The following is a 24,364-nucleotide window of genomic DNA, read 5'->3' as shown; positions in this document are numbered from 1 at the left end:
CTTTTCGTGAATCGTTTCATAGCGCGGTGTAATTCACCTTCCGTTGTTGTGCAACACGCAATAGTCCAGAAAGTAGAATGGATTGATTGACCCTGCGACGGAAAAGACATGGACCAGATCGAATGTGTCGTCATCGGGGCGGGCGCCGTCGGGCTCGCCATCGCCCGGGCGCTCGCGGCGCGCGGGCGCGAAGTCGTCGTGCTGGAAGCGGGGGAGGGAATCGGGATCGGCACGAGTTCGCGCAACAGCGAGGTGATCCACGCCGGTATCTACTACCCGCGCGGCTCGCTCAAGGCGGAACTCTGCGTGCGCGGCCGCGCGATGCTGTACGAATTCTGCGAATCGCACGGCGTGCCGCACCAGCGCTGCGGAAAGCTGCTGGTCGCGACCGCGCGCAATCAACTGCCGCAGCTTGCGGCGATCGAGCAAAAGGGCGTCGAAAATCACGTCACGGGGCTCGAACGGCTGTCCGGCGCCGAAGCGGCCGCCTTGGAACCGCAGCTCCAGTGCGTCGCGGCGGTGTATTCGCCGCAGACGGGCATCGTCGACAGCCATCAGTACATGCTCGCGCTGCAAGGCGACGCGGAACGCGACGGCGCGAACATCGCGTTTCGCACGCCCGTCACCGCGATCGACGCGCGCGAGGGCTGCTTCATCATCGAAACCGGTGGCGAGACGCCCGCACGGCTGCGCGCGGCGCAGGTCGTCAACAGCGCGGGTCTGCATGCGAACGACATCGCCCGGAAGATCCAGGGTCTCGACGACCGCCACGTCCCGCCGCTCTACTTCGCGAAGGGCAATTATTTCAGCGTGAGCGGGCGCACGCCATTCGACCGCCTGATCTATCCGATGCCGAACGAAGCGGGCCTCGGCGTGCATCTGACCATCGATCTCGGCGGCCAGGCGAAGTTCGGGCCGGACGTCGAATGGGTGCAGTCGATCAGCTATGACGTCGATCCGCAACGCGCGAACGCGTTCTATGCAGCGATCCGCGCGTACTGGCCGGGCCTGCCCGACGGCGCGCTGCAACCGGCCTACGCCGGCATCCGGCCGAAGCTCTCGGGGCCGGGCCAGAGCGCCGCCGACTTCATGATCCAGGGAAAATCCGCGCACGGCGTGCGCGGGCTCGTGAACCTGTTCGGCATCGAATCGCCGGGGCTGACGGCGTCGCTCGCGATCGCCGAGCGCGTCGCCGACATGCTTCCGCCGCCCTGATCCGGTATTCCCTTATCTATAACATTTGGGCTGTCTGTTGCCGCTTCGCATTGTTATGCTCGGACGTCGCCGTCGTCAGAACGGCGCGTCCCCACAATACAAGGAGTGAGCATCATGAAGACATCCCGTCGAACGTTCCTGATTTCGAGTATCGGTGTGGCCTCGACGCTGGCGCTCGGCACGACCGCCTTCGCCGCCGACGCCGCCCGAGTCGAGGAAAGCGATCCGACCGCGCAGGCGCTCGGCTACAAGCACGATGCGAGCAAGGTCGACAAGGCCAAGTACACGAAGTACGCGGCCGGCCAGGATTGCGGCAACTGCTCGTTCTATCAGGGCAAGCCGACCGACGCCTGGGCGCCGTGCCCGATGTTCGCCAACAAGCAGGTGGCATCGAAGGGATGGTGCAGCGCGTACAACAAGAAGGCCTGATTCACCGAGTTCGGCCGTTGCAGACCTGAGAGCGTAAGAGAAGCGAAAAAGAAGAAGAATGAAAGCGCGCCGGCCCTGTGGTCGAGCGCGCTTTTTTCATCGCTTGATAACGTTGAGCGCCCTAATTACACTCGCCAAGGCACAAAACCGTCCGGCGCCGAAACCGCGTCCGGCGGACAATACAACCGAGGCAGTGCGCCCGACGGGCGGGGAGAATTCATGCCAACGGAGAATCGCAAGGCAGTCCGGCCACCCAATGTCCGAGCGGTCGTGGCCGCGGTCATCGGCAACGCGCTCGAGTGGTACGACTTCACGGTGTTCGGTTTCATGACCGTCGTGATCGCGCAACTGTTCTTCCCGAGTCACAGCGACTATTCCTCGATCCTGCTGACCACGGCGACCTTCGGCGTCGCCTTCGTGATGCGGCCGGTGGGCGGCATCGTCCTCGGTCTCTACGCCGATCGCGCCGGCCGCAAGGCGGCGCTCACGCTCGTCATCGCGCTGATGACGGTGGGCATCCTGCTGCTCGCGATCGCGCCGCCGTATTCGGCGATCGGCATCGGCGGGCCGCTCATCATCGTGTTCGCGCGGCTTCTGCAAGGTTTCTCGGCGGGCGGCGAGTTCGGCAGTTCGACTGCGCTCCTGATCGAAGCCGCGCCGTTCTCGAAGCGCGGCTTCTACGGCAGCTTGCAGATGGCGAGCCAGGCGGCGGCGCTCCTGCTCGGCGCGATCGTCGGCGCGGCGATCTCGCGCGGCATGTCGCCCGAGACGCTCAATGCCTGGGGCTGGCGCGTGCCGTTCATTCTCGGGCTCGTCATCGGGCCGGTGGGCTTCTATATCCGCCGCAACATGACCGATACGGAAGCGTTCCTCCACGCGAAGAAGACGGGCCGCCGCGCGACGCTCGGCGAAGTCTTTCGCGGACACACCCGCGAAGTGCTGTGCGGACTCGGCTCGGTGATCGCGCTCACCGTCACGATCTATGTGTTCATCGCCTATCTGCCGACCTTCGCCGTCAAGCAACTGAAGCTGCCGTTCGGCGAGTCGTTCACGGCGCTGATCGTCGGTAACCTGCTGTTGACCGTGCTCTCGCCGATCGCGGGCGCATGGTCCGACCGCATCGGCCGGAAGGGGCTGTCGCTGTGGTCGCTGTTCGTCAGCCTCGTGATCATCTATCCGCTCTTCGCGTGGCTCGCCGCCGAGCCGAGCGTGCTGCGCCTCGTGATCGTGCAGGCGGCTTTGTCGATCACGCTGTCCGGCTACTACGGGCCCTTCGGCGCGCTGATCGCGGAACTCTTTCCCGCGCATATCCGCTCGACCGGCCTCTCGCTCGCCTACAACGTCGCGGTGATGGTCTTCGGCGGCTTCGGGCAGTTCATCGTGACCTGGCTCATCAAGACGACCGGATCGCAGCTCGCGCCGACCTTCTACGTGATGGCGGGCATCGCGCTGTCGCTGATCGCGGTGGCGTGCATTCCGGCGGCGCGGCGCGTCGATGTCGACGAGGCGCGCGAATCCACCCGATGAATCGACGATCATGAAAGTAATCGAAAGCGAACGATTTACCGCCGCGCGCGCCTGGGGCGCACTCGATGTCTGCACGATGAACGGCATCACGTGCCGCCTGCACTGGACGGATCAGCCGTACAAGTGGCACGTCAACGATGGCGAGGAAGTCTTCGCCGTGATGCACGGCGAAGTGAAGATGCACGTGCGCCGCGAGGGACGCGAAGACACGCTGACGCTCAAGGCCGGCGACATCTTCCACGCGCAGGCGGGCGACGAGCACTTCGCCGAGCCGGTGGGCGAAGCGCGCATTCTGGTGATCGAAAAAGAGGGCAGCGTCTGAGCGACGCTGCGGGTTTCAGCGCGTCAGTCCGGCAGCGACCAGCAGTTCGGCGAGCGCTTCCGTCATGCCGCCTTCATGCGCGGCGGCGCGTTCCTGCAACTGCTTGACGAGCGCGGCGTCGAGCTTGCAGGCGAACGGCACGAGGCCCTTTTCCTGATCGATGCGGCGTTGCTCGCGGCGATCCAGCTTCGGCTGCGCGCCGGCGGCGCCGAATTTCGCGGCGCTGTTTTGCTTGAGGTCGTTGGCGAGCTTGAGCGCCTTGTTCTTTTCGAGGTCGAATTTCTTCACGCTAAGCTCCGGGCAGTAGGTTGAACGTCTGAGAGGACGCGTATTGTACGTAAGGTTGCGCCGCGCTCATTCGCAACTCATGCGCAACCGACGCGCAACTCACGCGCAACTCACGCGCGGCTCGCGTCCGCGAGCGACGCGATGCGCTCGCGCATCCGCTTCCAGTGCGAGCCTTCCCAGAATACGCGCCGGCAGACGTCGCACGTGACGAAGCGCGTGTGCCGCTCGCGCACGCCCTCTGGCACGCGGCCGTCGAGATCGCGGGAATGGGCGGGCCGCAGCGGCGCGTTGCACATCAGGCAGAGCCGGAACGCGCGCACGTGCGGCAGCAGATCGAGCCGTTCGGCGATTTCGCGCCATTGCGCATCGGCCTGCAGCGCGCGCACGTAGCAGCCGTGCACCACCGAGCGGCGTTTGAGCAACTCGCGGTCGCGCGTCAGCACGACGCGCGCTTCGTCGAGTGCGAGGCGCTCGACTTCGTCGTCGGGGAAGTTGTTGTCGTAGCGCGTGTCGAAACCGGCGAGTCGCAGCAGTTGCGCGAGCGCACCCAAATGCGCATCCGCGACGAAACGAATGCGCTCGGGGTCGAGCGGCGCACGCAAGAGCAGCGCGCCCGCGCGCAGGTCGTGCGGCACGGCGCGCTTCGGATAGACGTCGATCACGTCGCCTTGCGCGATGGGCGCGTCGAATCCGGCCGGCCTGCCGTTTTGCACGATCAGCTCGACTTCCGTATGCGGCACGCCGAGCGCCTCGATCATGTGCTTCGTCGACGAAGCCTTCGCGCACGCGCAGTCGAACGCGCGCTCGCGCTGCGGCCGCGCGAGGAATTCGTTCAGTTCGCGATGGAATCGAAAGCGTGCATGAACCATGCGACGAGTATCGCATCGCTCGGCGCTGCATGCTTCGGATCGATGTGCTCTACTGGCGCTCGAGCTTTCTCCGACGGTTTTGGGCAAGAACAGAAAGGAGCACGACATGGACATCGGTTTCATCGGACTCGGCGAAATGGGCGGCGCGATCGCGGGCAACGCGCTGAAAGCGGGCCACACGGTGCGGGTCTGGAACCGCTCGCGCGATCGCACGAAAGCGCTCGCGGATCAGGGCGCAACCGTGGTCGACACGCCCGAGCAGGCCTTCGCCGGCGACGCCGCGTTTTCCATGCTCGCCGACGATGCCGCGCTGTGCTCGGTGCTGATCGACGGCGGTTTGCTGAAACACGCGCCGAAAGGGCTCGTCCACGTGAACATGGCGACGATCTCGGCCGCGCTCGCAGGCGAACTGGCCGAGCTTCACGAGCAGCACGGCGTTGCGTATGTGGCGGCGCCGGTGCTCGGCAGGCCGGACGTCGCGGCGGCCGGCAAGCTCAACATCCTCGCCGCGGGCGCCGACGACGCGATGGAGCGCGTCCAGCCCATCTTCGATGCGATCGGCCAGAAGACCTGGCGCGTCGGCCGCGAGCCGCAGCATGCGAACGTGCTCAAGCTGGCGGCCAATTTCATGCTGGCATCGGCGATCGAAACGTTCGGCGAGGCGGCGGCGCTGGTGTCGGGGCACGGCATCGAGCCGCAGTCGTTCCTCGACATCATCGCGAACACGCTCTTTCCCGGACCGGTCTATCAGGGCTACGGGAAGATGATCGCCGAGCGCCGCTATGAGCCGGCGCTTTTCAAGGCGCGGCTCGGACTGAAAGACGTGCGGCTCGCGCTCGCGGCTGCGGAAGCCGTCGATACGCCATTGCCGATCGGCAGCCTCCTGCGCGACAGCCTGATCGACGCCATCGCGCACGGCGGCGGCGACAAGGACTTCGCCGTGCTCGGCGAAGTGGCGATCCGGCGCGCGGGACGCTGAATTGTCAACTAAAGTGAATCGGCGTGGCATTTCGTAGTCGGCGGCGTGTACAACCGGCATAATCCGGTCCTATCTCAATATTTGTGCACGCCGCGATGAACCTGCATACCTGGTGGCTGTTCGTTGCCACCGTCTTCGTGATTGCGGCGATTCCCGGGCCGAACATGCTGCTCGTGATGACGCACGGCGCGCGCCACGGTCTGCGGCGATCCAGCGCGACGATGGCGGGCTGCCTGACCGCGCTGGTGCTGATGCTGTCGGTGTCGGCGGCCGGCCTCGGCGTGTTTCTCGAAGCGTGGCCCGCGATGTTCGACACCCTGCGCTTCGTCGGCGCGGCTTATCTGGTGTGGCTCGGCGTGAAAAGCTGGCGCGCGAAGATCGACGATACCGAGGTCCCGATCGTCGATCCGGTCGCCCGGTCGCCGCGCGCGCTCTTTCGCAACGGCTTTCTGGTCGCGAGCAGCAATCCGAAGTCGATCCTGTTCGCTGCCGCGCTACTGCCGCAGTTCATCGGTGCCAGCCGTCCGACGCTGCCGCAGTGCGGCGTGCTCGTCTCGACCTTCGCGGTGATCGAAGTGAGCTGGTACCTGCTTTACGCGGGGCTCGGCACGCGGATCGGCGCGACGCTCAAGAACCGCAACGTCGCAAAGGCGTTCAATCGTCTGACGGGCGGCGTCTTCGCCGGCTTCGGCGCGATGATGGCGCTCATGCGGCATTGACGCGCGCGAGCGGCGCCTGCACAGCAAAGATGTGATGAATTTCGCGGATGGCGCGCATATCACGCGGGCGTCGCGCCTATCGTGCGTGGTTCGCGCCTTGCTACTGTCATGATGGGTTTCATTCGGTTTCGAACATACGCGGTGGCGGCTTGAGCGCAAAGTGGCCGTCGATGAAGTCTTGCGTCGATCGCAGAAGAACAGCAAGAAAGGGAGGCGCCCCATGTTTTCATCCACGCGAACGATCGCCCGGCTGGCGCTCGTGACAGCCGTCGGTGCAGCACTTGCGCCGGCCGCCGCGCTAGCCGACGACACGCCGAGTCCCTGCGACGCACTCAAGCGCATCGTCGCGGCGGCGCCCGGATTTTCGGCGCTGACGCCGGAGGACGGCAGGGCAGCCGCGCTTCCCTATGGCGACGATGCGGCGTGCTCCGCCACGCACGGCAGCTATCAGTGCACGTGGACCTCGCGCGGCGGTTCGAGCGCGGACGCGTTGCAGGGCGTCGCGGCCGACATCGCGTCGTGCCTGCCCGATGCCACTCACGACCAGAATTCTCCATCCCGCCAGCACTTCTATCTGGGCGCGCGCGGTCAGCGCACGCAGATCGTCGCGGCTACGGCGGGCGCCAACAAGCTCAAGCTCGTCGTTTCGGGCAACAAATGAGACTGCCGTGACCAAACGCATCCTGATTGCCGACGATGACGACGACGCGCTCGTCGGACTCTCGAACTTGCTCAACGGAATGGGCCATGAAATCGCGCTCGCGGCGAACGGGGCGCAGGCCGTCGAGGTCGCGCAGCAGTTCGAACCGGAAGTCGTGATTCTGGATCTCGGCATGCCGCTGATGGACGGCCTCGCCGCCGCGCGGGCGCTGCGAAATCTGCCGAACGGCCGCGCCTTGCTGATCGTCGCGCTGACCGGCTGGGGCCAGCCGCAACATCACGAGATGACGCAGCTCGCCGGATTCGACGTGCATCTTGTCAAACCCGTATCCGCGGACCAGCTCGGCTTCATTCTGTCGATGACGCAGTCCTAGTTGCGTCGGCAGGCCGTTGTATGAGCGAGACAGATCGACGCACCCCGCTGTGGGATGTTGCGGCGCACCAATCGTTTTGGTACAGTCGTTCTTGTCTCCTCCATGTCTCCACTGATATGGATTCAGCCCGCTCCACAACGAGCGGGCTTTTTTTCGTCCGTTCGTTTTGTGCGAGAGTTCGAGCGACAAGAAAAAGGCCGGTCCGCCCATCTGGCGAAACCGGCCTTCGGTTCGAAGTGTTCTTGTTTACTACCGCTTCAGTCCCGCTTCTTCATCCGCGCCGATGTGCAGGTTCATGCACTGGATTGCCGCGCCCGATGCGCCCTTGCCAAGATTATCGAGGCGCGCCACGGTCACGAAGCGCTCGTCATTGCCGAACACGAAGAGGTCCACGCGATTCGTGTCGTTGCAGGCCTGCACGTCGAAGAAGCCGTCGTCGAGATTGCTGTCCGCGTTGAACGGCAACACGCGCACGAACGGCTCGTTCGCGTAGTACTCGGCGAGCATCGACTGCACGTCCTGCGGCTTGCCGGCGCGCGCAAGCTGGCTCGGCGAGAAATACGTCGTGACGGAGAGACCCTTCAGGAAGTTGCCGACGATCGGCGTGAAGATCGGCGCGCGCTTGAGTCCCGAGCGCACCGCCATTTCCGGCAGATGCTTGTGCGTGAGTCCGAGCGCGTACGGACGCGGGCTCGTGAGCTTCGCGTTGCCGCCGGCTTCGTAGTCCGCGATCATTTTTTTGCCGCCGCCGCTGTAGCCCGTGATCGAGTACGCGTGCGCGTCGAAATCGGCGGGAATGAGCCCGCCCGCGACGAGCGGCTGCACCGACAGCACGAACGCCGACGCGTGACACCCCGGCACCGCGATGCGCTTGGCCGTGCGGAGCCGCTCGCGCTGGGCGCGCGTCAGTTCCGGCAGGCCGTAGGCCCAGTCGTCCTGCGTGCGAAACGCCGTGCTCGCGTCGATCACGCAGGTGTTGTCGTTGTCGACGAGCGACACCGACTCGCGCGAAGCCACGTCGGGCAGGCACAGAAACGTCACGTCCGACGCGTTGATCAGGCGGCGGCGCTCCTCGATGTCCTTGCGCTTCGCCTCGTCGATGCGCAGCACCTCGATGTCACGGCGTTCCGACAGGTATTCGAAAATCTTCAGGCCGGTGGTGCCTTCCTGTCCGTCGACAAATACTTTCGTGGTCATCTCGATCTCGCTGGTTCGGCCCCGGGTGCGTCGCGCGCGGGGCGGCAAAACCGTCATTTTAATGCGCTTCCAGGTCAGCGTGATGGCGCGCGGTGGGAATCGGCCGTTCGGACGATACCGCCGTCATTTTCCGGCCCAGCGCGCGGTGACGGTCGCGATGCGCGCGCCGAACGCCTTCGCGGTCTCGAGGTCGCCCGGCGGCGGCGCTTCTTCCGGCGACGCATCGGCGGGCGATTGCGCGAGCAGCCCCGTAAAGCCGCCGACGAAGTTCAGGTCGTTGCGCGTGGCCGCCTTGGTGTTCGACGGCATCATGCCCGTGCCCGCCCAGATCATGCCGTGCTGCATCGCGAGCGTAACGAGATAGGTGATCGTGTTGAACTTGTCGCCGTTCATCGTCGCGGAATTGGTGAAGCCGGCCGCGACCTTGTCCTTCCATTTCTGCGCGAACCACGGTTTGGAACTGGCATCGGCGAATTTCTTGAAGTCGGCCGACGGCCCGCCCATGTAGGTCGGCGCGCCGAAGATGATTGCGTCGGCGGCGTCGAGCTCGGCCCAGCCGGCGTCGTCGAGATCGCCTACCGGCATCAGTTTCGCCTCGGCGCCCGCGCCCTGCGTGCCGGCAAGCACCGCTTCGGCGACTTTCTTCGTGTGACCGTACCCACTGTGATAAACGATGACGATCTTCGGCATGGTGATGTCCTTGGGCTGCGATGGGGCGTCCGTCGTCGGTCGCGAGCGCGGCTTGCCGCGCTTTCCGGTGACGAGGGCGCCGGGGATGACTCGGCCGGGCCAGTCTAGCAAGAAGAAATCCGGTCGCTCGGTTCGCCAGCCAACGGCGGTGCGCCGTCCCGTCGTCGTGCGACTAGCGCCCGTAGGTGAAGACGAGCTGCGCGCTCGCGATCGTCGTCGCGCGGATCTCGTGCTCGAACATCAGCGCGGGACGGCCCTGGCGCAGACGCAGGTCGTCGCTGTTGAGCGCGTAGACGGTGATGACATAGCGATGCGGCTTGCCGGGCGGTGGACAGGGGCCGCCATAGCCGTCGGTGTCGAAATCGTTGCGGGCCTCGACGGCGCCCATCGTCCGCAGCGCGCCCGATGCGCTCGCATTGCCGGGCAACTGCGTGACATTGGCGGGGATGCCGGCTGCGGCCCAATGCCACCAGCCGCGGCCGGGCGCGTCCGGATCGACGATCGTGACGGCGAAACTGCGCGTTGCGGCGGGCGCACCGTGCCAGGAGAGCTGCGGCGACCGGTTGCCGCCCTTGCAGTCGGTCTGATCGAAGAGCAGCGACGGCGACACGGCCTTGCCGGCGATCAGATCGCTGCTTTTGACCGTGAATGTGGGTTCGGCGAGCGCGTGAGGCGACCTAAAGGCGATCGCCGCCGCGCAGAGCGCGGCGAAAACGAGGGTGAAACGGCCGGAGTTGAGTACGGCAAGACGCGCGGCGAGGCTTGCCAAACGCATGGTGCGGATTCTCCTTATTCTCAACATCGGAACTGACATCGTTACGATTGTGTAACGATGTAATTTGTCTCAAACTGCACCATATGTCACTTTCAAGTTTAACATTGCAACAATCGTTAACGTTTTGTTGTCGTAGCGCGTGATGCAGTGTGCATTGTGGCTATCCTGTCTGTCAGAGAAAGACTAAAGTAGAGCCTGGATCCCGGGTTTTTTTGGTATGGATCAGCAAATGAAAAAGTTCAAGTCGGCGCTTATTCGCGGGCTATCGCGTCAATTACAACGGTTGGGGAAATAATGAGCCAGCGAATAAGAGTGATTATTGCTGACGACCATCCGGTTATTCTATTCGGCGCTGCGCAGGCGTTGGCTCGCTTTCCGGAAATCGAGGTGGTCGGCCAGGCACGGCAGTCTACGGAATTGATTCAGCTGTTACAGAAGACGCCTTGCGACGTTCTGGTGTCCGATCTCGCCATGCCGGGCGGGCAATTCGGCGACGGCATGCCGCTGCTCGGCTATGTCGGCCGGCAGTTTGCTTCGGTGCGGATCGTCGTCCTGACGATGCTCGAAAATCCGGCGCTGCTCAAACGTTTGCGGGAAGTCGGCGTGACCGCAGTCATCAGCAAGGCCGACGATCTAAGTCATATCGGCCTCGCGATCGTGCAGGTCATGCGCGGGCAGGAATACATCGGGCCGTCAGTGAAGGCGGCGCTCGACAGCATGGGGCTTTCCGCGAGCGGGCAGCAACGTGACGTCGTGCTGTCGAAACGTGAACTGGAAGTTGTGCGACTTTTTGTCTCGGGAATGACCATTACCGAGATTGCCGCGCACTTGCGTCGCAGTATAAAAACCATCAGTACGCAGAAAAACACCGCAATGCGCAAACTGGGTATCGACCGCGATTCCGAACTGTTTCAGTACGCGCAAAGTAATGGGCTATTAAATCTCGCGGCGTATGTCGGAGACGGAAATCCCGACACGCCGTCCCAGTCCAGGCCGGATATCAGTTAATTCTTTGTTGCTTTCTCGGAAGAGACAAAAAAAACCGCTGGGCACCCAGCGGTTTTTTAATGCGCGCCCTGAAGACGTTTATTGCGGCGCGGCCGTCGCGCCGCCGTGCGCCGCTGACCATTCGGCCGGGGCATGCAGGAATTTTTCGACTTCGTCGAGCGTCTTCGTTTCGAAATAACCCGAATCCTTCGCGACGCGCAACACGTCCCACCACGTGGCGAGCGCGTGCAGATCGACGTCGATGTCCTTCAGGACCGACACGCTTTCCTTGAAGATGTTGTAATGAAACAGCACGAAGCAGTGGTTGACTGTCGCACCCGCCGTGCGCAGCGCATTGATGAAGTTGATCTTGCTGCGGCTGTCGGTGGTCAGGTCCTCGACCAGCAGCACGCGCTGTCCTTCGGTCAAGAGGCCTTCGATCTGCGCATTGCGGCCGAAACCCTTCGGCTTCTTGCGCACATATTGCATCGGCACCATCAGGCGGTCCGACAGCCACGCCGCGAACGGAATGCCGGCGGTTTCGCCGCCCGCGACGGCGTCGATCTGCTCGTAGCCGACGTCGCGCAGGATGGTCGCTTCGGCCATTTCCATCAGGCCGCGGCGCACGCGCGGATACGAAATCAGCTTGCGGCAGTCGATATAGACCGGGCTCGCCCAGCCGGACGTGAAGATGTACGGTTTTTCCGCGTTGAAGTGCACCGCCTGGACTTCCAGGAGCATTTTTGCGGTGGTGTCTGAGATCGTCTGGCGATCGTTGCCTGTCATGGGCGAATCCTTGGACTTTGAGTGGCGCAGAGCGCGGAGGCGGCCCGTGGGCCCGTGGCGCAGCGACTCAGGCGGACGAGCGGCGGAAGATCCGGCGTGTCCGACGATGGCTGCGCGCGTAGCCCGCGATTTTACCCGAGTTCCGAGTCCTTCTGCGAATGCCGGGTCCGTCTGTAACACGCTTGAAAGCCAGCGGAAGCTGGCGATTTTCGCGAGTTGTGAGCGCTCCACGCCCCACGTACACTCGCGGCTCTTTATCGAGATGCCGCGCGCATCCGCTGCTGCCATGACTCCTGCGTCCCCTTCTTCCGCCGAATCGAACGTTCTGCCCGATCGCCACGCCGCGCGCGCGCTCGTCGCCTCGATGCTCGGCTACGCGATGGACGGCTTCGACCTGCTGATTCTCGGCTTCATGTTGCCCGCGATCGCCGCCGACCTGCATCTGAGTTCGACGCAGGCGGGCTCGCTCGTCACGTGGACGCTCGTCGGCGCGGTCGCGGGCGGGCTGATTTTCGGCACGCTCTCCGATTTCTACGGCCGCGTGCGGATGCTCACCTGGACGATCCTGCTGTTCGCCGTCTTCACCGGCCTGTGCGCGCTCGCGCAGGGTTTCGGCGACCTGCTGTTCTACCGGACCGTCGCGGGCATCGGGCTTGGCGGCGAGTTCGGCATCGGCATGGCGCTCGTCGCCGAGGCGTGGCCGGCCGAGCAGCGCGCGCGGGCGTCGTCGTATGTCGGGCTTGGCTGGCAGGCGGGCGTGCTCGCCGCCGCGCTCCTCACGCCGCTCCTCTTGCCGCTGATCGGCTGGCGCGGCATGTTCGCGGTCGGCCTGCTGCCGGCGGTGGTGTCGTTCGCGGTGCGGCGGCGCGTCGAGGAGCCGGCGCTCTTCACCGCGCGCGCGAAGGCGAATCGCGGCTTTCCGCTCAGGCGTCTCGTCGACGATGCCAGCACGGCGCGCGCGAGTCTCGGCGTCGTGATCCTCTGTTCGGTGCAGAACTTCGGCTATTACGGCCTGATGATCTGGCTGCCGAGCTATCTGTCGAAGACTTTCGGCTATTCGCTCACGAAGTCGGGCGTCTGGACGGCCGCGACCGTGCTCGGCATGGCGCTCGGCATCTGGCTCTTCGGCATCGCCGCCGACCGCTTTGGCCGCAAGCCCGCGTTTCTCGCGTATCAGATCGGCGCGGTCGTCATGGTGTTCGTCTATTCGCATCTGATGACGCCGTTCGCGCTCCTGATCGGCGGCGCGGTGATGGGCATCTTCGTGAACGGGATGATCGGCGGCTATGGCGCGCTTATCTCCGAGCTGTATCCGACCGAAGCGCGTGCGACCGCGCAAAACGTGCTGTTCAACATCGGACGCGCGGTCGGCGGCTTCGGGCCGGTGGCCGTGGGCGCGCTCGCGGCGCGGTACTCGTTCGCGGCGGCGCTCGCGTTTCTGGCGTCGATCTACGTGCTCGACATCCTCGCGACGCTCTTCCTCATTCCCGAGCGGCGCGGCGCGTCTTTGCAGTGATCGACCTGCGCATCACGCACGCTTTCGTCGAAGGAAAGCCCGCCCGATAAGGGTTTCACCCTGCCTCCCGAGCGCGCGATTCCGCGATTGCTGCTTCGCGTCAACGCGTGTGCGGGGTGTACACTAATTCTCCCAAAAAAAGAGCTCTGTCCGCCGCTGTCATCCCGCAACGGCGAGACGACGCGCCTACCAGGCGCGCCGGGCGCCGCCGTATTCATCGATCGATCCATCGATTTACACCCCGCGGCTCGCGTGCCGGCAGCGAGGCCAACTCGAATAATCTCAACGTCTCTAGGCTAATCATGGACGAACAACTGAAGCAAAGCGCCCTCGCATATCACCAGAATCCCCGGCCCGGCAAGATTTCCGTCACGCCGACCAAGCCGCTCTCCAACCAGCTCGATCTTTCGCTCGCGTACTCGCCGGGCGTGGCCGCCGCGTGCATGGCGATCTTCGAGGAGCCGCTCGACGCGCAGAAGTACACCTCGCGCGCGAACCTCGTCGGCGTGGTGACGAACGGCACGGCCGTGCTCGGCCTCGGCAACATCGGGCCGCTCGCCGCGAAGCCGGTGATGGAAGGCAAGGGGTGTCTCTTCAAGAAGTTCGCGGGCATCGACGTGTTCGACATCGAACTCGCCGAGACCGATCCGGACAAGCTCGTCGAAGCGATCGCGATGCTCGAACCGACGCTCGGCGGCATCAATCTGGAGGACATCAAGGCGCCCGAGTGCTTCTACATCGAGAAGAAGCTGCGCGAGCGCATGAAGATTCCCGTCTTCCACGACGACCAGCACGGCACGGCGATCATCGCGTCGGCGGCGATTCTCAACGGCCTGAAAGTGGTCGGCAAGAAGCTCGAAGAAATCAAGCTCGTCTGTTCGGGCGCGGGCGCGGCGGCGATTGCGTGTCTGGATCTGCTCGTCGATCTCGGGCTGAAAAAGTCGAATACGCTCGTCGTCGATTCGAAGGGCGTGATCTACGAAGGGCGCGGCAACCTGGATGCGTCGAAGGAGCGTTATCAGTCGAGTACCGACGCGCGCACGCTCGCCGATGCGATGCACGGCTGCGACGTCTTCCTCGGCTGTTCCAGCGCGGGCGTGCTGAAGCCGGACATGGTCACGACGATGGCCGACAAGCCGCTGATCCTCGCGCTTGCGAATCCCGAGCCGGAAATCCGGCCGGAAGAAGCGAAAAAGGTGCGCCCGGACTGCATCATCGCGACGGGCCGTTCGGACTATCCGAACCAGGTCAACAACGTGCTGTGCTTCCCGTTCATCTTCCGCGGCGCTTTGGATGTGGGCGCGACGACGATTACCGAAGAGATGAAGCTCGCGTGCGTGCGCGCGATCGCCGAACTCGCGGAAGAAACCGATCAGGGCGATGAAGTCGCGAAGGCATACGAAGGCCATTCGCTGGAATTCGGCCCCGAGTATCTGATTCCGAAGCCGTTCGATCCGCGCCTCATCATCAAGATCGCGCCGGCCGTCGCACAGGCCGCGATGGATTCGGGCGTCGCGACGCGCCCGATCCAGGACATGGACGCCTATCGCGAGACGCTCGGCGCGACGGTCTATCGCACCGGCATGGTGATGCGGCCAGTGTTCCAGGCGGCGAAGGCGGCGCCCGCGCGCATCGTGTTCGCCGAGGGCGAGGACGAGCGCGTCCTGCGCGCCGCGCAGTTCGTGCTGCTGGAGAAGATCGCGAAGCCGATCATCGTCGGGCGGCCGGCGGTCGTCGAAATGCGGCTGAAGAAAATGGGCTCGAAGCTGAAAGCGGGCACCGATTTCGAGATCGTCAACCCCGAGGACGATCCGCGCTATCAGAAGAGCTGGCAGGAATATCACACGATCGCGGCGCGCGAAGGCGTGACGCCTGAAAGCGCGAAGGCCGCGCTGCGCAAGTTCAACACGCTGATCGGCGCGATTCTGGTTCGCATGGGCGACGCCGACGGCATGATCTGCGGTCTGATCGACACGTATCACGACCATCTGAAGTTCGTCGAGCAGGTGCTCGGCAAGGCGAAGGGCGTCGAGAACTTCGCGGCGATGAACCTCTTGATGCTGCCGGGCCGCAATCTTTTCATCAGCGATACGTACGTGAACGAAGTGCCGACGCCCGAGCAACTCGCCGACATGACGATTCTCGCGGCGAGCGAAATCGAGAAGTTCGGCATTCAGCCGAAGGTCGCGCTGGTGTCGAACTCGAACTTCGGCAGCGTGCCGACGGCCTCGTCGAAGCGGATGGCGGACGCGCGCAAGCTGATCGCGGAACGCGCGCCGCATCTCGAAGTCGATGGCGAGATGCACGGCGACGCGGCGTTGTCCGAAGCGGTGCGCAAGGCGTCGTTCCCGGGCACTTCGCTGCATGGCGAAGCGAACCTGCTCATCATGCCGAACGTGGAAGCGGCGAACATCACGTACAACCTGCTCAAGATGGTGAGCGGCGAAGGCGTGACGGTCGGACCGTTCCTGCTCGGGACGGACAAGCCGGTGCATATCCTGACGCCGGCCGCGACCGTGCGGCGGATCATCAATATGACGGCGGTGGCTTCGGCGGGGGCGCGGGTCGGGAAGTAACGGAATCGACGGCGCGTCGACTGGCGCGCAGGCGAGTCACAAAACGGCGATCCGGAGGACATCCGGGTCGCCGTTTTTTTTGAATTTGTTGTGTTGCTAGGGAGATTCGCTAAAGATTCCTGATTAACCGCATGTTGAACAGGGTGATGTGATTTTTTAACACTTCAACATTTAGCAACAACCCTTTCAATTCGGACAAATCTGGTTAAACCGTTCAGCTTCACTGAGTAAATTTCGCGGCTCGCTTGAGCAAAGGCATCAGACAAACGTCACCGCATCACCGTCGCGCTGCCGTTTCGCCGAGCATCAACCGCAAATTCTCAGCGGGTAAAGCAATGAACAAGGTTTACAAGTCCGTCTGGAATGAAGCGCTCGGCGCGTGGGTCGCCGTGTCGGAGCAAGGGCCGGCGCGCGGCAAGCGCAGCGGGCGGGTGGCGAAGGCGGCGGTCGCTTTGCTGTTGTCTTGCGGCGCGGTTGGCGTCGCTTCGGCGGCTTCGCTCCTTGGCGGTACAAACGAGGGTGCCAGTTCGATTGCCATCGGTGCCGGCGCAACGGGTTTTGACGACGGCAACCTGGCCGTCGGAACCAATGCCATAGCGGATGGCATCATTGGCTCGACTGCGCCCGGCATCTCCGGCGGCGTCGCGGTTGGCTATAACGCGCGTGAGTTCGGTGCTGGCAGTATTGCGATTGGTCGGGACGCGATCGTTGGTGTCGCCGCGCTGGGCGGCGAAACCATCGACGGCGTGGCGCTCGGACACTCGGCGAGCGTCACTGGTCAGAGCGGCGTCGCGATCGGCTCGAATTCCGCGGTCACAGGCGTCGGTGCGGTCGCGCTAGGTCAAACAGCGACGGCTGTCTCGGCGAACTCGGTGAGCGTCGGTTACAGCACGTCCGCGCTTGGCGGAAGCGACATCGTGGTTGGCTCGCAATCGAGCGCCAACGGCAATGGCGTGAACGCTATCGTTCTCGGCGTGCACAGCACCGCGACGGGCGAAAACGCAATCTCGATCGGCGACATGACCATCACCTCGGCCAATCACGCCGAAGCATTCGGCGCGCACGCAACGTCCTCGGCAACTGACTCCCTCTCAGTCGGCTACGGCGCGACGGCCACGCAGGCAAGTTCGGTCGCGCTCGGCGCGGGCTCGGTCGCCAGCACGGCCAACACCGTGTCCGTCGGCAATGCCTCGCAGCAGCGCACGATCACCTATGTGCAAGCTGGCACGCTCGGCGCCTCAAGCACGGATGCCGTCAACGGCTCGCAACTCTTCACGACGAACCGGAATGTCGCGCAGAACACGACGCAGTTGCAGACCGTAGCGTCGCTGCTTGGCGGCGGCGCGGCGATCAACCCCGATGGTTCCGTCACGGCGCCCACGTATAACGCAAACGGCGGTACGCAGAACACGGTCGGCGGCGCGATCACGGCGCTCGACAGCGGCTTGCAGGAGCGCGTGACATACGACTCCACGGCGCACGACAAGGTGACGCTTGGCAACGTCGGCACACCGGTCGCGCTCACGAACGTGAAAGCCGGCGCGCTGAACGCGGCCAGCGCCGACGCCGTGAATGGCTCGCAGCTCTACGACACCAATCAGAACCTCGCCACGACGAACGCGAACCTCACGTCGACGAACACAGGCCTCGCCGCGCTCTCCGCCAACGCCGTCAAGTACGACACCGCCGCGCACGACATCGTCACGTTCGGCAACTCCGGCACGCCCGTCAAGCTGACTAATGTGAAGGACGCCACCCTCAGCGCCACCAGCGCCGACGCGGTCAACGGCGCGCAGCTCTATGCGACCAACGTGAAGGTCGCGCAAAACACCACCGACATCAGCAACCTGTCGTCGAGCTTCAACGGCCTGACGAACAACATCGACAACGGCCAGGTCGGCATCGTCCGCCAGGACCTGACGACGCGCGTCATCACGGTCGGCGGCGCGACGGACGGCACGACGATCAACGTCGCCGGCACGGCCGGTCCGCGCGTCGTCACGGGCGTGGCGAATGGCGCGGTGAACGCAAAGAGCGTCGATGCAGTCAACGGCTCGCAGTTGTTCAACGCATCGTCGACGATCGCGGCGGCGCTCGGCGGCGGCGCGGGCGTCGATTCGAAGGGCGGCGTGAGCGCGCCGACCTACAACGTCGGCGGCTCGCAGGTGCATAACGTGGGCGCCGCGATCGACAACCTCGACGGCCGCGTGACCAAGAACACGACCGACATCGCCGCTTTGCAGGGCAATCTCGCGAGCGTGTCGGAAGTCGCGTCGAACGCGGTTGCGTATGACTCGAAGGACCATACGAAGGTCACGCTCGGCGGCCCCACGCCGGCAGACGGCACCGCGCCCGCGGCAGTCCAGTTGACGAACGTGAAGGACGGCGATCTGTCGGACACCAGCACGGACGCCGTCAACGGACGACAGTTGAACGCCACGAACGCCAAGCTCGACGCCTACGCCGGCCTCGTGAACAACTTCCAGAGCGCGGGCGTCGACTATGTCGCCGTGAACTCGACGAAGGAGCCGCTGCCGGTTGCCACGGGAACGAACGCGGTTGCCATCGGCGCGAATTCGACGGCGAGCGGCAACAACTCGGTCGCGCTCGGCGCGAACTCCGTCGCGGATCAGGACAACACGGTGTCGGTCGGATCGGCGGGTAACGAGCGCCGCGTGACGAACGTCGCGCCGGGCACGAACGGCACGGACGCGGCCAACGTCAACCAGTTGAACGCGTTGCGCAACGATATCGGCGCAAGCCTGACGTCGCTGCAACGCAGCGCGTTCGCCGGCGTGGCGGCGGCGATGGCGATGCCGAACCTCACACCGCGTGAGCCGGGCAAGACGGTCGTGGCGGCGGGCATCGGCAACTACAAGGGCTACAGCGCGCTGGGCGCGGGCGCGACGTATCGTTCGCGTGACGGCGCGTGGCTCGTGAACGGCGCGTTTTCGGTGACGCCGCACGGCGACGCTGGTCTGCGCGCGCAAGTCGGCTACGAGTTCTGATCCCAACGTAACGACACAACGTAAAAGGGGCGGTCCGCAAGGACCGCCCCTTTTTTTCGACGCAAGCAAAAACCTTTAGGCCACTTGCCGCGCCTCCCCGGCAGACCCGTCACGCCAGCGCGCGAGCAGCGCATTCCACTTCGTCTTCGCCGCCCTCACGTTGTTGTCCTTCACGTGGCCGTAGCCGCGCATCGAGTCGGGCAGGCTCGCCAGTTCGATCGCCAGCGCGAGTTTCTGCGCCGTCAATCCGGCGATCAGTTCCTTCACGAGCGCCTCATACTCGACGATCAACGCACGTTCCATCTTGCGCTCTTCGGTCTTGCCGAATACGTCGAACGCCGTGCCGCGCAGGAACTTCATCTTTGCGAGCACGCGCATTGCGGGCAGTATCCACGGACCGTACTGCTTCTTGACGAGCTGTCCCTTCGCGTCCTTCTTCGAGAACGCCGGCGGCGCGAGGTGGAACTTGATCTTCCAGTCGCCTTCGAAACTGCTCTTCACTTTCTCCACGAACGCCGGATCGGCATAGAGGCGCGCGACTTCGTACTCGTCCTTGTACGCCATCAGCTTGTGCAGATTCTTCGCGACCGCCTCGGTCAGCGCATACTGCCCGTCGCCCAGGCCCAACTCGGCTTCCGCCGAGCGAACCTGCGCGACGAGACGTCCATAACGCGCCGCATACGCCTCGTTCTGATAGTCGGCGAGATACGCGAGGCGCTTTTCGATCAGCTTGTCGAGCGCTTTCGGCGAATGCAGCGCGATGATCTTGCTCGTCGTTTCCTGCGACGGCGCGCGTCCCTGCGAATCGACGATACGTCGAACAGCTTCGAGATCGTGCGCGGCGCGGCGTCCCCATTCGAACGCCGCGAGATTCTTCTCGACCTGCACGGCGTTCAGTTCGATCGCGCGCACGATAGATTCGTGACGCAGCGGCACCCAGCCGCGCTGCCACGCGAAGCCGAGCACGAACGGGTTCGTGTAGATCGCGTCGCCGAGGAGCGCGACGGAGAAGCGGTTCGCGTCGACCATCGCGACATGCTCGCCCGCCGCCGCGCGGATGTCGGCTTCCGCGCTCGCGCCCGGGAAACGCCAGTTCGGGTTCTTGATGAACTCGGCGGTCGGCGTCTGTGCGCTGTTCACGACGACGCGCGTGTGGTCCGGTTGCATCCGCGAGCCGCATTCGTCGCTCGCCGTCACGATCGCGTCGCAGCCGATCACGAGATCCGCTTCGCCCATCGCGATGCGCGTCGCGTGGATGTCCGTGGGCCGCGTGGCAATCTGCACGTGGCTCATCACGGCGCCGCCTTTTTGCGCGAGTCCGGTGACGTCGAGGACGGTCACGCCCTTTTGCTCCAGATGCGCGGCCATGCCGAGCAGCGCGCCGATCGTCACGACGCCTGTTCCGCCGACGCCCGTCACGAGCACGCCATAGGGCCGCGCGATTTCAGGCAAGTCGGGTTCCGGCACGACGGGCATCGCGTCGCCCGCCACGCTCGACGTCTGCGGTTTCTTCAACTGTCCGCCCTCGATCGTCACGAAGCTCGGGCAGAAGCCGTTGAGACACGAATAGTCCTTGTTGCACGTCGACTGGTTGATCTGGCGCTTCGTGCCGTACTCGGTGTCGAGCGGCTCGACCGACAGGCAATTCGACTTCACCGAGCAATCGCCGCAGCCTTCGCAGACCGCCTCGTTGATCACCACGCGCTTCGCCGGATCGGGAAACGCGCCGCGCTTCCTGCGGCGGCGCTTCTCAGTCGCGCAGGTCTGGTCGTAGATCAGGATCGACGTGCCCGAAATCTCGCGAAGCTCGCGCTGGATCTCGTCGAGCTTGTCGCGATGATGCACGTCGATACCCGGCGCGAGACCGACGTTCGCCGTGTACTTCTCCGGCTGATCGGTGACGATCACGATCTTGGCCGCGCCTTCGGCCGCGAGCTGATGCGTGATCTGCGGGACGGTCAGGACGCCATCGACCGGCTGGCCGCCCGTCATCGCGACCGCGTCGTTGTAGAGAATCTTGTACGTGATGTTCGCCTTCGACGCGATCGCCGCGCGAATCGCGAGCAGGCCCGAATGGAAATACGTGCCGTCGCCGAGATTGGCGAAAACGTGCTTGTCGTTCGTAAACGGCGCCTGGCCGATCCACGCGACGCCTTCGCCGCCCATCTGGCTGAACGTGCTCGTGCTGCGGTCCATCCACACGGTCATGTAGTGGCAGCCGATGCCCGCCATCGCGCGCGAGCCTTCCGGCACGTTCGTCGACGTGTTGTGCGGGCAGCCCGAGCAGAACCACGGCTTGCGCTCGGCTTCGACGCGCGGCTTCGCCAGCGCGCGCTCCTTCGCTTCGATCACCGCGATACGCGTCGCGATGCGCGCGCGCACTTCGGCGGGCAGATCGAACTTGTCGAGGCGCGTGGCGATCGCCTTTGCGATGATCGCCGGCGACAGCTCGTAATGCGCCGGCAACAGCCAGTTGCCCATCGGCACCGACCATTCGCCGCCCGCGCCGTCTTTCTCGTCGAACTTGCCGTACACGCGCGGACGCTGCGCATCCGGCCAGTTGTACAACTCTTCCTTGATCGCGTATTCCAGAATCTGGCGCTTCTCTTCGATCACCAGAATCTCTTCGAGCCCGTGCGCGAACTTGTGCGCGCCCTGCGCTTCGAGCGGCCACACGCAGCCGACCTTGTACAGCCGGATGCCGATGCGCGCGCAGGTTTCGTCGTCGAGACCGAGGTCCGCGAGCGCCTGGCGCACGTCGAGATACGCCTTGCCCGCGGTCATGATGCCGAAGCGCGCGTTCGGCGCGTCGATTTCGACGCGGTCGAGCTTATTCGCGCGCACGTAGGCGAGCGCGGCGTACCACTTGTAGTCGAGCAGGCGCGCTTCCTGGACGAGCGGCGGATCGGGCCAGCGGATGTTCAGGCCGCCGTCGGGCATCGTGAAGTCGGTCGGAAGCTCGATTTTCACGCGATGCGGATCGATGTCGACCGAAGCCGACGATTCCACCACGTCGGTGACGCACTTCATCGCGACCCAGAGGCCGGAATAGCGGCTCATCGCCCAGCCGTGCAGGCCGAAGTCGAGATATTCCTGCACGTTCGACGGGAACAGCACCGGCAGGCCGCACGCCTTGAAGATGTGTTCCGACTGATGCGCGAGCGTCGAGGATTTCGCGGCGTGGTCGTCGCCGGCGAGCACCAGCACGCCGCCGTGCGCGGACGAACCCGCCGAATTGCCGTGCTTGAAGACGTCGCCGGAGCGGTCGACGCCCGGGCCCTTGCCGTACCACATCGAGAACACGCCGTCGTATTTGGCGCTCGGGTACAGATTGACCTGCTGCGAACCCCAGACGGCGGTGGCCGCGAGGTCTTCGTTCACGCCGGGCTGGAACACGACCTGATGCGCGGCGAGATGCGTCTTCGCCTTCCAGAGCGACTGGTCGAGACCACCAAGGGGAGAACCGCGATAGCCGGAGATGAACCCGGCCGTATTGAGCCCGGCGGTCTTGTCGCGTTCCTGTTGCAGCATCGGCAGCCGAACCAGCGCCTGGATGCCGCTCATGTACGCGCGGCCGCGTTCGAGCGTGTATTTGTCGTCGAGCGTGACGGATTTCAGCGCGGCTTCTAGCGAAGCTCTTTGTTCTGCGTCTAGCGGGGCATTCATTATGTGTACTCCTCCACCCAGTTTGGGATCACCAAAGCATTCCGTGGACCGCGGCATCTTGTGGACGCGTCGGCCGGGATTGTGAGTGTGCCGAGTCGCGCGCGTTTCGGGCAGTGGTAAAAACCCGCTGAAAAATCAGGCGCTTGTTTCAGTTTATGTCGTTTTGACGACACGTTCGAGTGCTTTTGCACACGGATGTTACTAGCTGTAAAAACGACCGGCTCGCGGAACTGATGTCCCTTATCCTGTCTAATCTCGGGCTTGCGCACCTTTTTGCGTACCGAAATTCGGAGTCAGGCTTTACGAAGCAGCACTAGCCGTACCCATGCAGCACGTAGTCAGAAGGAGATAAAACAATGAAGCAGCGCCATATCCAGAGCTTTTTGATGGTTTCGGCCGCCTTTTTCGCCATGAACGCGCCGATTCGCGCCGGCAATGCCACTTCGCACGTCAACGCGTCACCCGCGCAGCAGGTCGCGCAGATGCGCGCGCAAATGGCGGACGCCCGCACCACGCGACAGGACGCGTCGCAGGCCGACGACGACGCGCAAGACTGATCGAACACTCGGCGGCTCTTCCAGCATGAGCCGTCAAAAACAAAAAAGGCGAGGATCGATTCGATCGCTCGCCTTTTTCTTTGCGCATCCGCGTTAGCTGGTCGTGTCCTTCACAACGCCGCGGCGCATCTGATCTAGTTCGATCGATTCGAAGAGCGCCTTGAAATTGCCCTCGCCGAAACCCTGATTGCCCTTGCGCTGAATGATCTCGAAGAAGATCGGCCCGATCTGGTTCTCGGTGAAGATCTGCAGCAGGATTTCGTCCGCGACGCCGTCGATCAGAATCCCGCGCTTCTTCAGTTCCGCCACCGATTCGCCGTGATTCGGCACGCGGCGGTCGACGAGTTCGTAATACGTGTCGATGGTGTCCAGGAGCGAGATCTTCGCGCAGTTGAGGCCGTCGACGGTGCGATAGATGTCGTCGGTGCCGAGCGCGATGTGCTGGATGCCTTCGCCGCGATACGCGTCTAGATATTCCTGAATCTGGCCGGCCGTCTCCGAGCCTTCCTCGTTGATCGGAATGCGGATCTTGCCGCAGGGCGACGACATCGCCTTCGATTTGACCGCCGTCACCTTCCCTTCAATGTCGAAATAGCGCGCTTCGCGGAAGTTGAAGAGGCGCTCGTAGAACTCCGCCCATTCGATCATGCGGCCGCGATGCACGTTGTGCGTCAGGTGATCGATGTACGTCAGTCCGTGGCCGACCGGATTCTGCTCGGCGCCGGGAATCGGCTCGAAATCGACGTCGTAGATGCTGATGTCGCCGATGCTGCCCGGCTGCGCGCCGTTCTTGCCGCGCCAGCGGTCGACGAAATAGATCAGCGAATCGCCGATGCCCTTGATCGCCGGGATGTTCAGTTCCATCGGGCCGGTTTTATTGTCGAAGCCCCACGCGCCGAGTTCGAGCGCGCGCTCGTAGGCCTTGCCCGCATCGGCGACGCGAAACGCGATCGCGCAGATCGACGGCCCATGTAGGCGCGCGAAGCGCTGCGCGAACGAATCGGGCTCGGCGTTGATGATGAAGTTGATCTCGCCCTGGCGATACAGCGTCACGTTCTTGTGGCGATGGCGCGCGATCGCGGTGAAGCCCATCTGTTCGAAGAGCTTGCCGAGCGCGACCGGGTCCGGCGCGGTGTATTCGATGAACTCGAAGCCGTCGGTGCCGACGGGGTTATCCCAGCCCTGAAATGTCATCTCGTCTCCTTGAATCTCTGTGCAGAAATA

Annotated in this window: 21 protein-coding genes; 13 read left to right on the top strand and 8 right to left on the bottom strand. The window is 64.1% G+C overall.

The genetic code is table 11. From position 1 onward, the window contains the following. Positions 1 to 108 precede the first annotated feature (108 nt). From AWB66_RS18730 to AWB66_RS18715, 4 genes are all read left to right on the top strand, one after another. Positions 109 to 1,215, top strand: coding sequence for an NAD(P)/FAD-dependent oxidoreductase (locus AWB66_RS18730; protein WP_087631681.1), 1,107 nt, complete (start codon positions 109 to 111; stop codon positions 1,213 to 1,215). Positions 1,216 to 1,329: 114 nt separating this feature from the next. Beyond that, positions 1,330 to 1,644 carry a high-potential iron-sulfur protein gene (locus AWB66_RS18725; protein ID WP_087631680.1) on the top strand — a complete coding sequence of 105 codons (315 nt, stop codon included), beginning with the start codon at positions 1,330 to 1,332 and terminating at the stop codon, positions 1,642 to 1,644. 219 nt (positions 1,645 to 1,863) lie between these two features. Next, positions 1,864 to 3,171 carry an MFS transporter gene (locus tag AWB66_RS18720; RefSeq protein WP_087631679.1) on the top strand — a complete coding sequence of 436 codons (1,308 nt, stop codon included), beginning with the start codon at positions 1,864 to 1,866 and terminating at the stop codon, positions 3,169 to 3,171. A 10-nt stretch (positions 3,172 to 3,181) separates the two neighbouring features. Then, positions 3,182 to 3,493 (top strand): cupin domain-containing protein, encoded by a 312-nt coding sequence (locus tag AWB66_RS18715; protein ID WP_087631823.1) that lies wholly within the window; start codon positions 3,182 to 3,184, stop codon positions 3,491 to 3,493. A gap of 15 nt (positions 3,494 to 3,508) precedes the next feature. On the opposite strand, the gene AWB66_RS18710 is transcribed toward AWB66_RS18715, so the two are convergent. Both AWB66_RS18710 and AWB66_RS18705 read right to left on the bottom strand, forming a co-directional pair. Next, positions 3,509 to 3,781, bottom strand: a complete 273-nt coding sequence (locus AWB66_RS18710; RefSeq protein WP_087631678.1) for a hypothetical protein — start codon at positions 3,779 to 3,781, stop codon at positions 3,509 to 3,511. Between the two features lie 110 nt (positions 3,782 to 3,891). Beyond that, positions 3,892 to 4,650 carry a Mut7-C RNAse domain-containing protein gene (locus tag AWB66_RS18705; protein ID WP_087631677.1) on the bottom strand — a complete coding sequence of 253 codons (759 nt, stop codon included), beginning with the start codon at positions 4,648 to 4,650 and terminating at the stop codon, positions 3,892 to 3,894. 106 nt (positions 4,651 to 4,756) lie between these two features. Here AWB66_RS18705 and AWB66_RS18700 point away from each other — a divergent pair, with 106 nt between their 5' ends. The 4 genes from AWB66_RS18700 (at position 4,757) to AWB66_RS18685 (ending at position 7,382) form a co-directional block, all read left to right on the top strand. Then, entirely contained in the window at positions 4,757 to 5,629 is an 873-nt protein-coding gene (locus AWB66_RS18700; RefSeq protein WP_087631676.1) for an NAD(P)-dependent oxidoreductase, read from the top strand. A gap of 95 nt (positions 5,630 to 5,724) precedes the next feature. Continuing rightward, entirely contained in the window at positions 5,725 to 6,348 is a 624-nt protein-coding gene (locus AWB66_RS18695) for a LysE family translocator (protein WP_087631822.1), read from the top strand. A 220-nt stretch (positions 6,349 to 6,568) separates the two neighbouring features. Further along, positions 6,569 to 7,009 carry a hypothetical protein gene (locus tag AWB66_RS18690; protein WP_087631675.1) on the top strand — a complete coding sequence of 147 codons (441 nt, stop codon included), beginning with the start codon at positions 6,569 to 6,571 and terminating at the stop codon, positions 7,007 to 7,009. 7 nt (positions 7,010 to 7,016) lie between these two features. Beyond that, positions 7,017 to 7,382 carry a response regulator gene (locus AWB66_RS18685; protein ID WP_087631674.1) on the top strand — a complete coding sequence of 122 codons (366 nt, stop codon included), beginning with the start codon at positions 7,017 to 7,019 and terminating at the stop codon, positions 7,380 to 7,382. 249 nt (positions 7,383 to 7,631) lie between these two features. Here AWB66_RS18685 and argC read toward each other — a convergent pair whose 3' ends face one another. From argC to AWB66_RS18670, 3 genes are all read right to left on the bottom strand, one after another. Continuing rightward, on the bottom strand, positions 7,632 to 8,579 hold the full coding sequence (gene argC / locus AWB66_RS18680; protein WP_087631673.1) for an N-acetyl-gamma-glutamyl-phosphate reductase: 948 nt from the start codon (positions 8,577 to 8,579) through the stop codon (positions 7,632 to 7,634). 123 nt (positions 8,580 to 8,702) lie between these two features. Then, positions 8,703 to 9,269 carry a flavodoxin family protein gene (locus AWB66_RS18675; RefSeq protein WP_087631672.1) on the bottom strand — a complete coding sequence of 189 codons (567 nt, stop codon included), beginning with the start codon at positions 9,267 to 9,269 and terminating at the stop codon, positions 8,703 to 8,705. Between the two features lie 172 nt (positions 9,270 to 9,441). After that, positions 9,442 to 10,044 carry a YbhB/YbcL family Raf kinase inhibitor-like protein gene (locus AWB66_RS18670; protein WP_087631671.1) on the bottom strand — a complete coding sequence of 201 codons (603 nt, stop codon included), beginning with the start codon at positions 10,042 to 10,044 and terminating at the stop codon, positions 9,442 to 9,444. A gap of 294 nt (positions 10,045 to 10,338) precedes the next feature. Here AWB66_RS18670 and AWB66_RS18665 point away from each other — a divergent pair, with 294 nt between their 5' ends. Further along, complete coding sequence (locus AWB66_RS18665) at positions 10,339 to 11,052, top strand: response regulator (RefSeq protein ID WP_087631670.1); 714 nt, start codon at positions 10,339 to 10,341, stop codon at positions 11,050 to 11,052. Positions 11,053 to 11,130: 78 nt separating this feature from the next. Here AWB66_RS18665 and AWB66_RS18660 read toward each other — a convergent pair whose 3' ends face one another. Beyond that, positions 11,131 to 11,817 carry an orotate phosphoribosyltransferase gene (locus AWB66_RS18660; RefSeq protein WP_087631669.1) on the bottom strand — a complete coding sequence of 229 codons (687 nt, stop codon included), beginning with the start codon at positions 11,815 to 11,817 and terminating at the stop codon, positions 11,131 to 11,133. 286 nt (positions 11,818 to 12,103) lie between these two features. On the opposite strand from AWB66_RS18660, the gene AWB66_RS18655 reads away from it, so the two are divergent. From AWB66_RS18655 to AWB66_RS18645, 3 genes are all read left to right on the top strand, one after another. Then, the gene (locus AWB66_RS18655) at positions 12,104 to 13,333 is read left to right on the top strand and encodes an MFS transporter (protein ID WP_087631668.1); all 1,230 of its coding nucleotides are present in this window, start codon (positions 12,104 to 12,106) and stop codon (positions 13,331 to 13,333) included. A 302-nt stretch (positions 13,334 to 13,635) separates the two neighbouring features. Continuing rightward, a complete protein-coding gene (locus AWB66_RS18650) occupies positions 13,636 to 15,909 on the top strand; it encodes an NADP-dependent malic enzyme (RefSeq protein WP_087631667.1) in 2,274 nt (757 codons plus the stop codon). A gap of 335 nt (positions 15,910 to 16,244) precedes the next feature. Then, entirely contained in the window at positions 16,245 to 18,917 is a 2,673-nt protein-coding gene (locus tag AWB66_RS18645) for an ESPR-type extended signal peptide-containing protein (RefSeq protein ID WP_087631666.1), read from the top strand. Between the two features lie 75 nt (positions 18,918 to 18,992). Here the strand turns inward: AWB66_RS18645 and AWB66_RS18640 are convergent, their stop codons facing one another. After that, complete coding sequence (locus tag AWB66_RS18640; RefSeq protein ID WP_087631665.1) at positions 18,993 to 22,583, bottom strand: indolepyruvate ferredoxin oxidoreductase family protein; 3,591 nt, start codon at positions 22,581 to 22,583, stop codon at positions 18,993 to 18,995. Positions 22,584 to 22,939: 356 nt separating this feature from the next. Here AWB66_RS18640 and AWB66_RS18635 point away from each other — a divergent pair, with 356 nt between their 5' ends. Next, positions 22,940 to 23,140, top strand: a complete 201-nt coding sequence (locus tag AWB66_RS18635) for a hypothetical protein (protein ID WP_087631664.1) — start codon at positions 22,940 to 22,942, stop codon at positions 23,138 to 23,140. Positions 23,141 to 23,233: 93 nt separating this feature from the next. On the opposite strand, the gene hppD is transcribed toward AWB66_RS18635, so the two are convergent. Continuing rightward, positions 23,234 to 24,334 (bottom strand): 4-hydroxyphenylpyruvate dioxygenase, encoded by a 1,101-nt coding sequence (gene hppD / locus AWB66_RS18630; protein ID WP_087631663.1) that lies wholly within the window; start codon positions 24,332 to 24,334, stop codon positions 23,234 to 23,236. Positions 24,335 to 24,364: the final 30 nt, after the last annotated feature.

The organism is Caballeronia telluris (assembly GCF_001544495.1).
In the GTDB taxonomy this organism is placed as follows: Bacteria; Pseudomonadota; Gammaproteobacteria; order Burkholderiales; family Burkholderiaceae; genus Caballeronia; species Caballeronia telluris.
Note: the sequence above shows the minus strand (reverse complement) of the source record. Positions and strands in the feature narration are given on the sequence as shown.

Excerpts from the sequence above, each read along its gene's own strand:
- AWB66_RS18705 (WP_087631677.1), bottom strand. The coding sequence starts at position 4,650 with ATGGTTCATGCACGCTTTCGATTCCATCGCGAACTGAACGAATTCCTC.
- AWB66_RS18690 (WP_087631675.1), top strand. The coding sequence starts at position 6,569 with ATGTTTTCATCCACGCGAACGATCGCCCGGCTGGCGCTCGTGACAGCC.
- argC (WP_087631673.1), bottom strand. The coding sequence starts at position 8,579 with ATGACCACGAAAGTATTTGTCGACGGACAGGAAGGCACCACCGGCCTG.
- AWB66_RS18675 (WP_087631672.1), bottom strand. The coding sequence starts at position 9,269 with ATGCCGAAGATCGTCATCGTTTATCACAGTGGGTACGGTCACACGAAG.
- AWB66_RS18670 (WP_087631671.1), bottom strand. The coding sequence starts at position 10,044 with ATGCGTTTGGCAAGCCTCGCCGCGCGTCTTGCCGTACTCAACTCCGGC.
- AWB66_RS18730 (WP_087631681.1), top strand. The coding sequence starts at position 109 with ATGGACCAGATCGAATGTGTCGTCATCGGGGCGGGCGCCGTCGGGCTC.
- AWB66_RS18700 (WP_087631676.1), top strand. The coding sequence starts at position 4,757 with ATGGACATCGGTTTCATCGGACTCGGCGAAATGGGCGGCGCGATCGCG.
- AWB66_RS18720 (WP_087631679.1), top strand. The coding sequence starts at position 1,864 with ATGCCAACGGAGAATCGCAAGGCAGTCCGGCCACCCAATGTCCGAGCG.
- AWB66_RS18695 (WP_087631822.1), top strand. The coding sequence starts at position 5,725 with ATGAACCTGCATACCTGGTGGCTGTTCGTTGCCACCGTCTTCGTGATT.
- AWB66_RS18640 (WP_087631665.1), bottom strand. The coding sequence starts at position 22,583 with ATGAATGCCCCGCTAGACGCAGAACAAAGAGCTTCGCTAGAAGCCGCG.
- AWB66_RS18655 (WP_087631668.1), top strand. The coding sequence starts at position 12,104 with ATGACTCCTGCGTCCCCTTCTTCCGCCGAATCGAACGTTCTGCCCGAT.
- AWB66_RS18635 (WP_087631664.1), top strand. The coding sequence starts at position 22,940 with ATGAAGCAGCGCCATATCCAGAGCTTTTTGATGGTTTCGGCCGCCTTT.
- AWB66_RS18645 (WP_087631666.1), top strand. The coding sequence starts at position 16,245 with ATGAACAAGGTTTACAAGTCCGTCTGGAATGAAGCGCTCGGCGCGTGG.
- AWB66_RS18665 (WP_087631670.1), top strand. The coding sequence starts at position 10,339 with ATGAGCCAGCGAATAAGAGTGATTATTGCTGACGACCATCCGGTTATT.
- AWB66_RS18725 (WP_087631680.1), top strand. The coding sequence starts at position 1,330 with ATGAAGACATCCCGTCGAACGTTCCTGATTTCGAGTATCGGTGTGGCC.
- AWB66_RS18715 (WP_087631823.1), top strand. The coding sequence starts at position 3,182 with ATGAAAGTAATCGAAAGCGAACGATTTACCGCCGCGCGCGCCTGGGGC.
- AWB66_RS18650 (WP_087631667.1), top strand. The coding sequence starts at position 13,636 with ATGGACGAACAACTGAAGCAAAGCGCCCTCGCATATCACCAGAATCCC.
- hppD (WP_087631663.1), bottom strand. The coding sequence starts at position 24,334 with ATGACATTTCAGGGCTGGGATAACCCCGTCGGCACCGACGGCTTCGAG.
- AWB66_RS18660 (WP_087631669.1), bottom strand. The coding sequence starts at position 11,817 with ATGACAGGCAACGATCGCCAGACGATCTCAGACACCACCGCAAAAATG.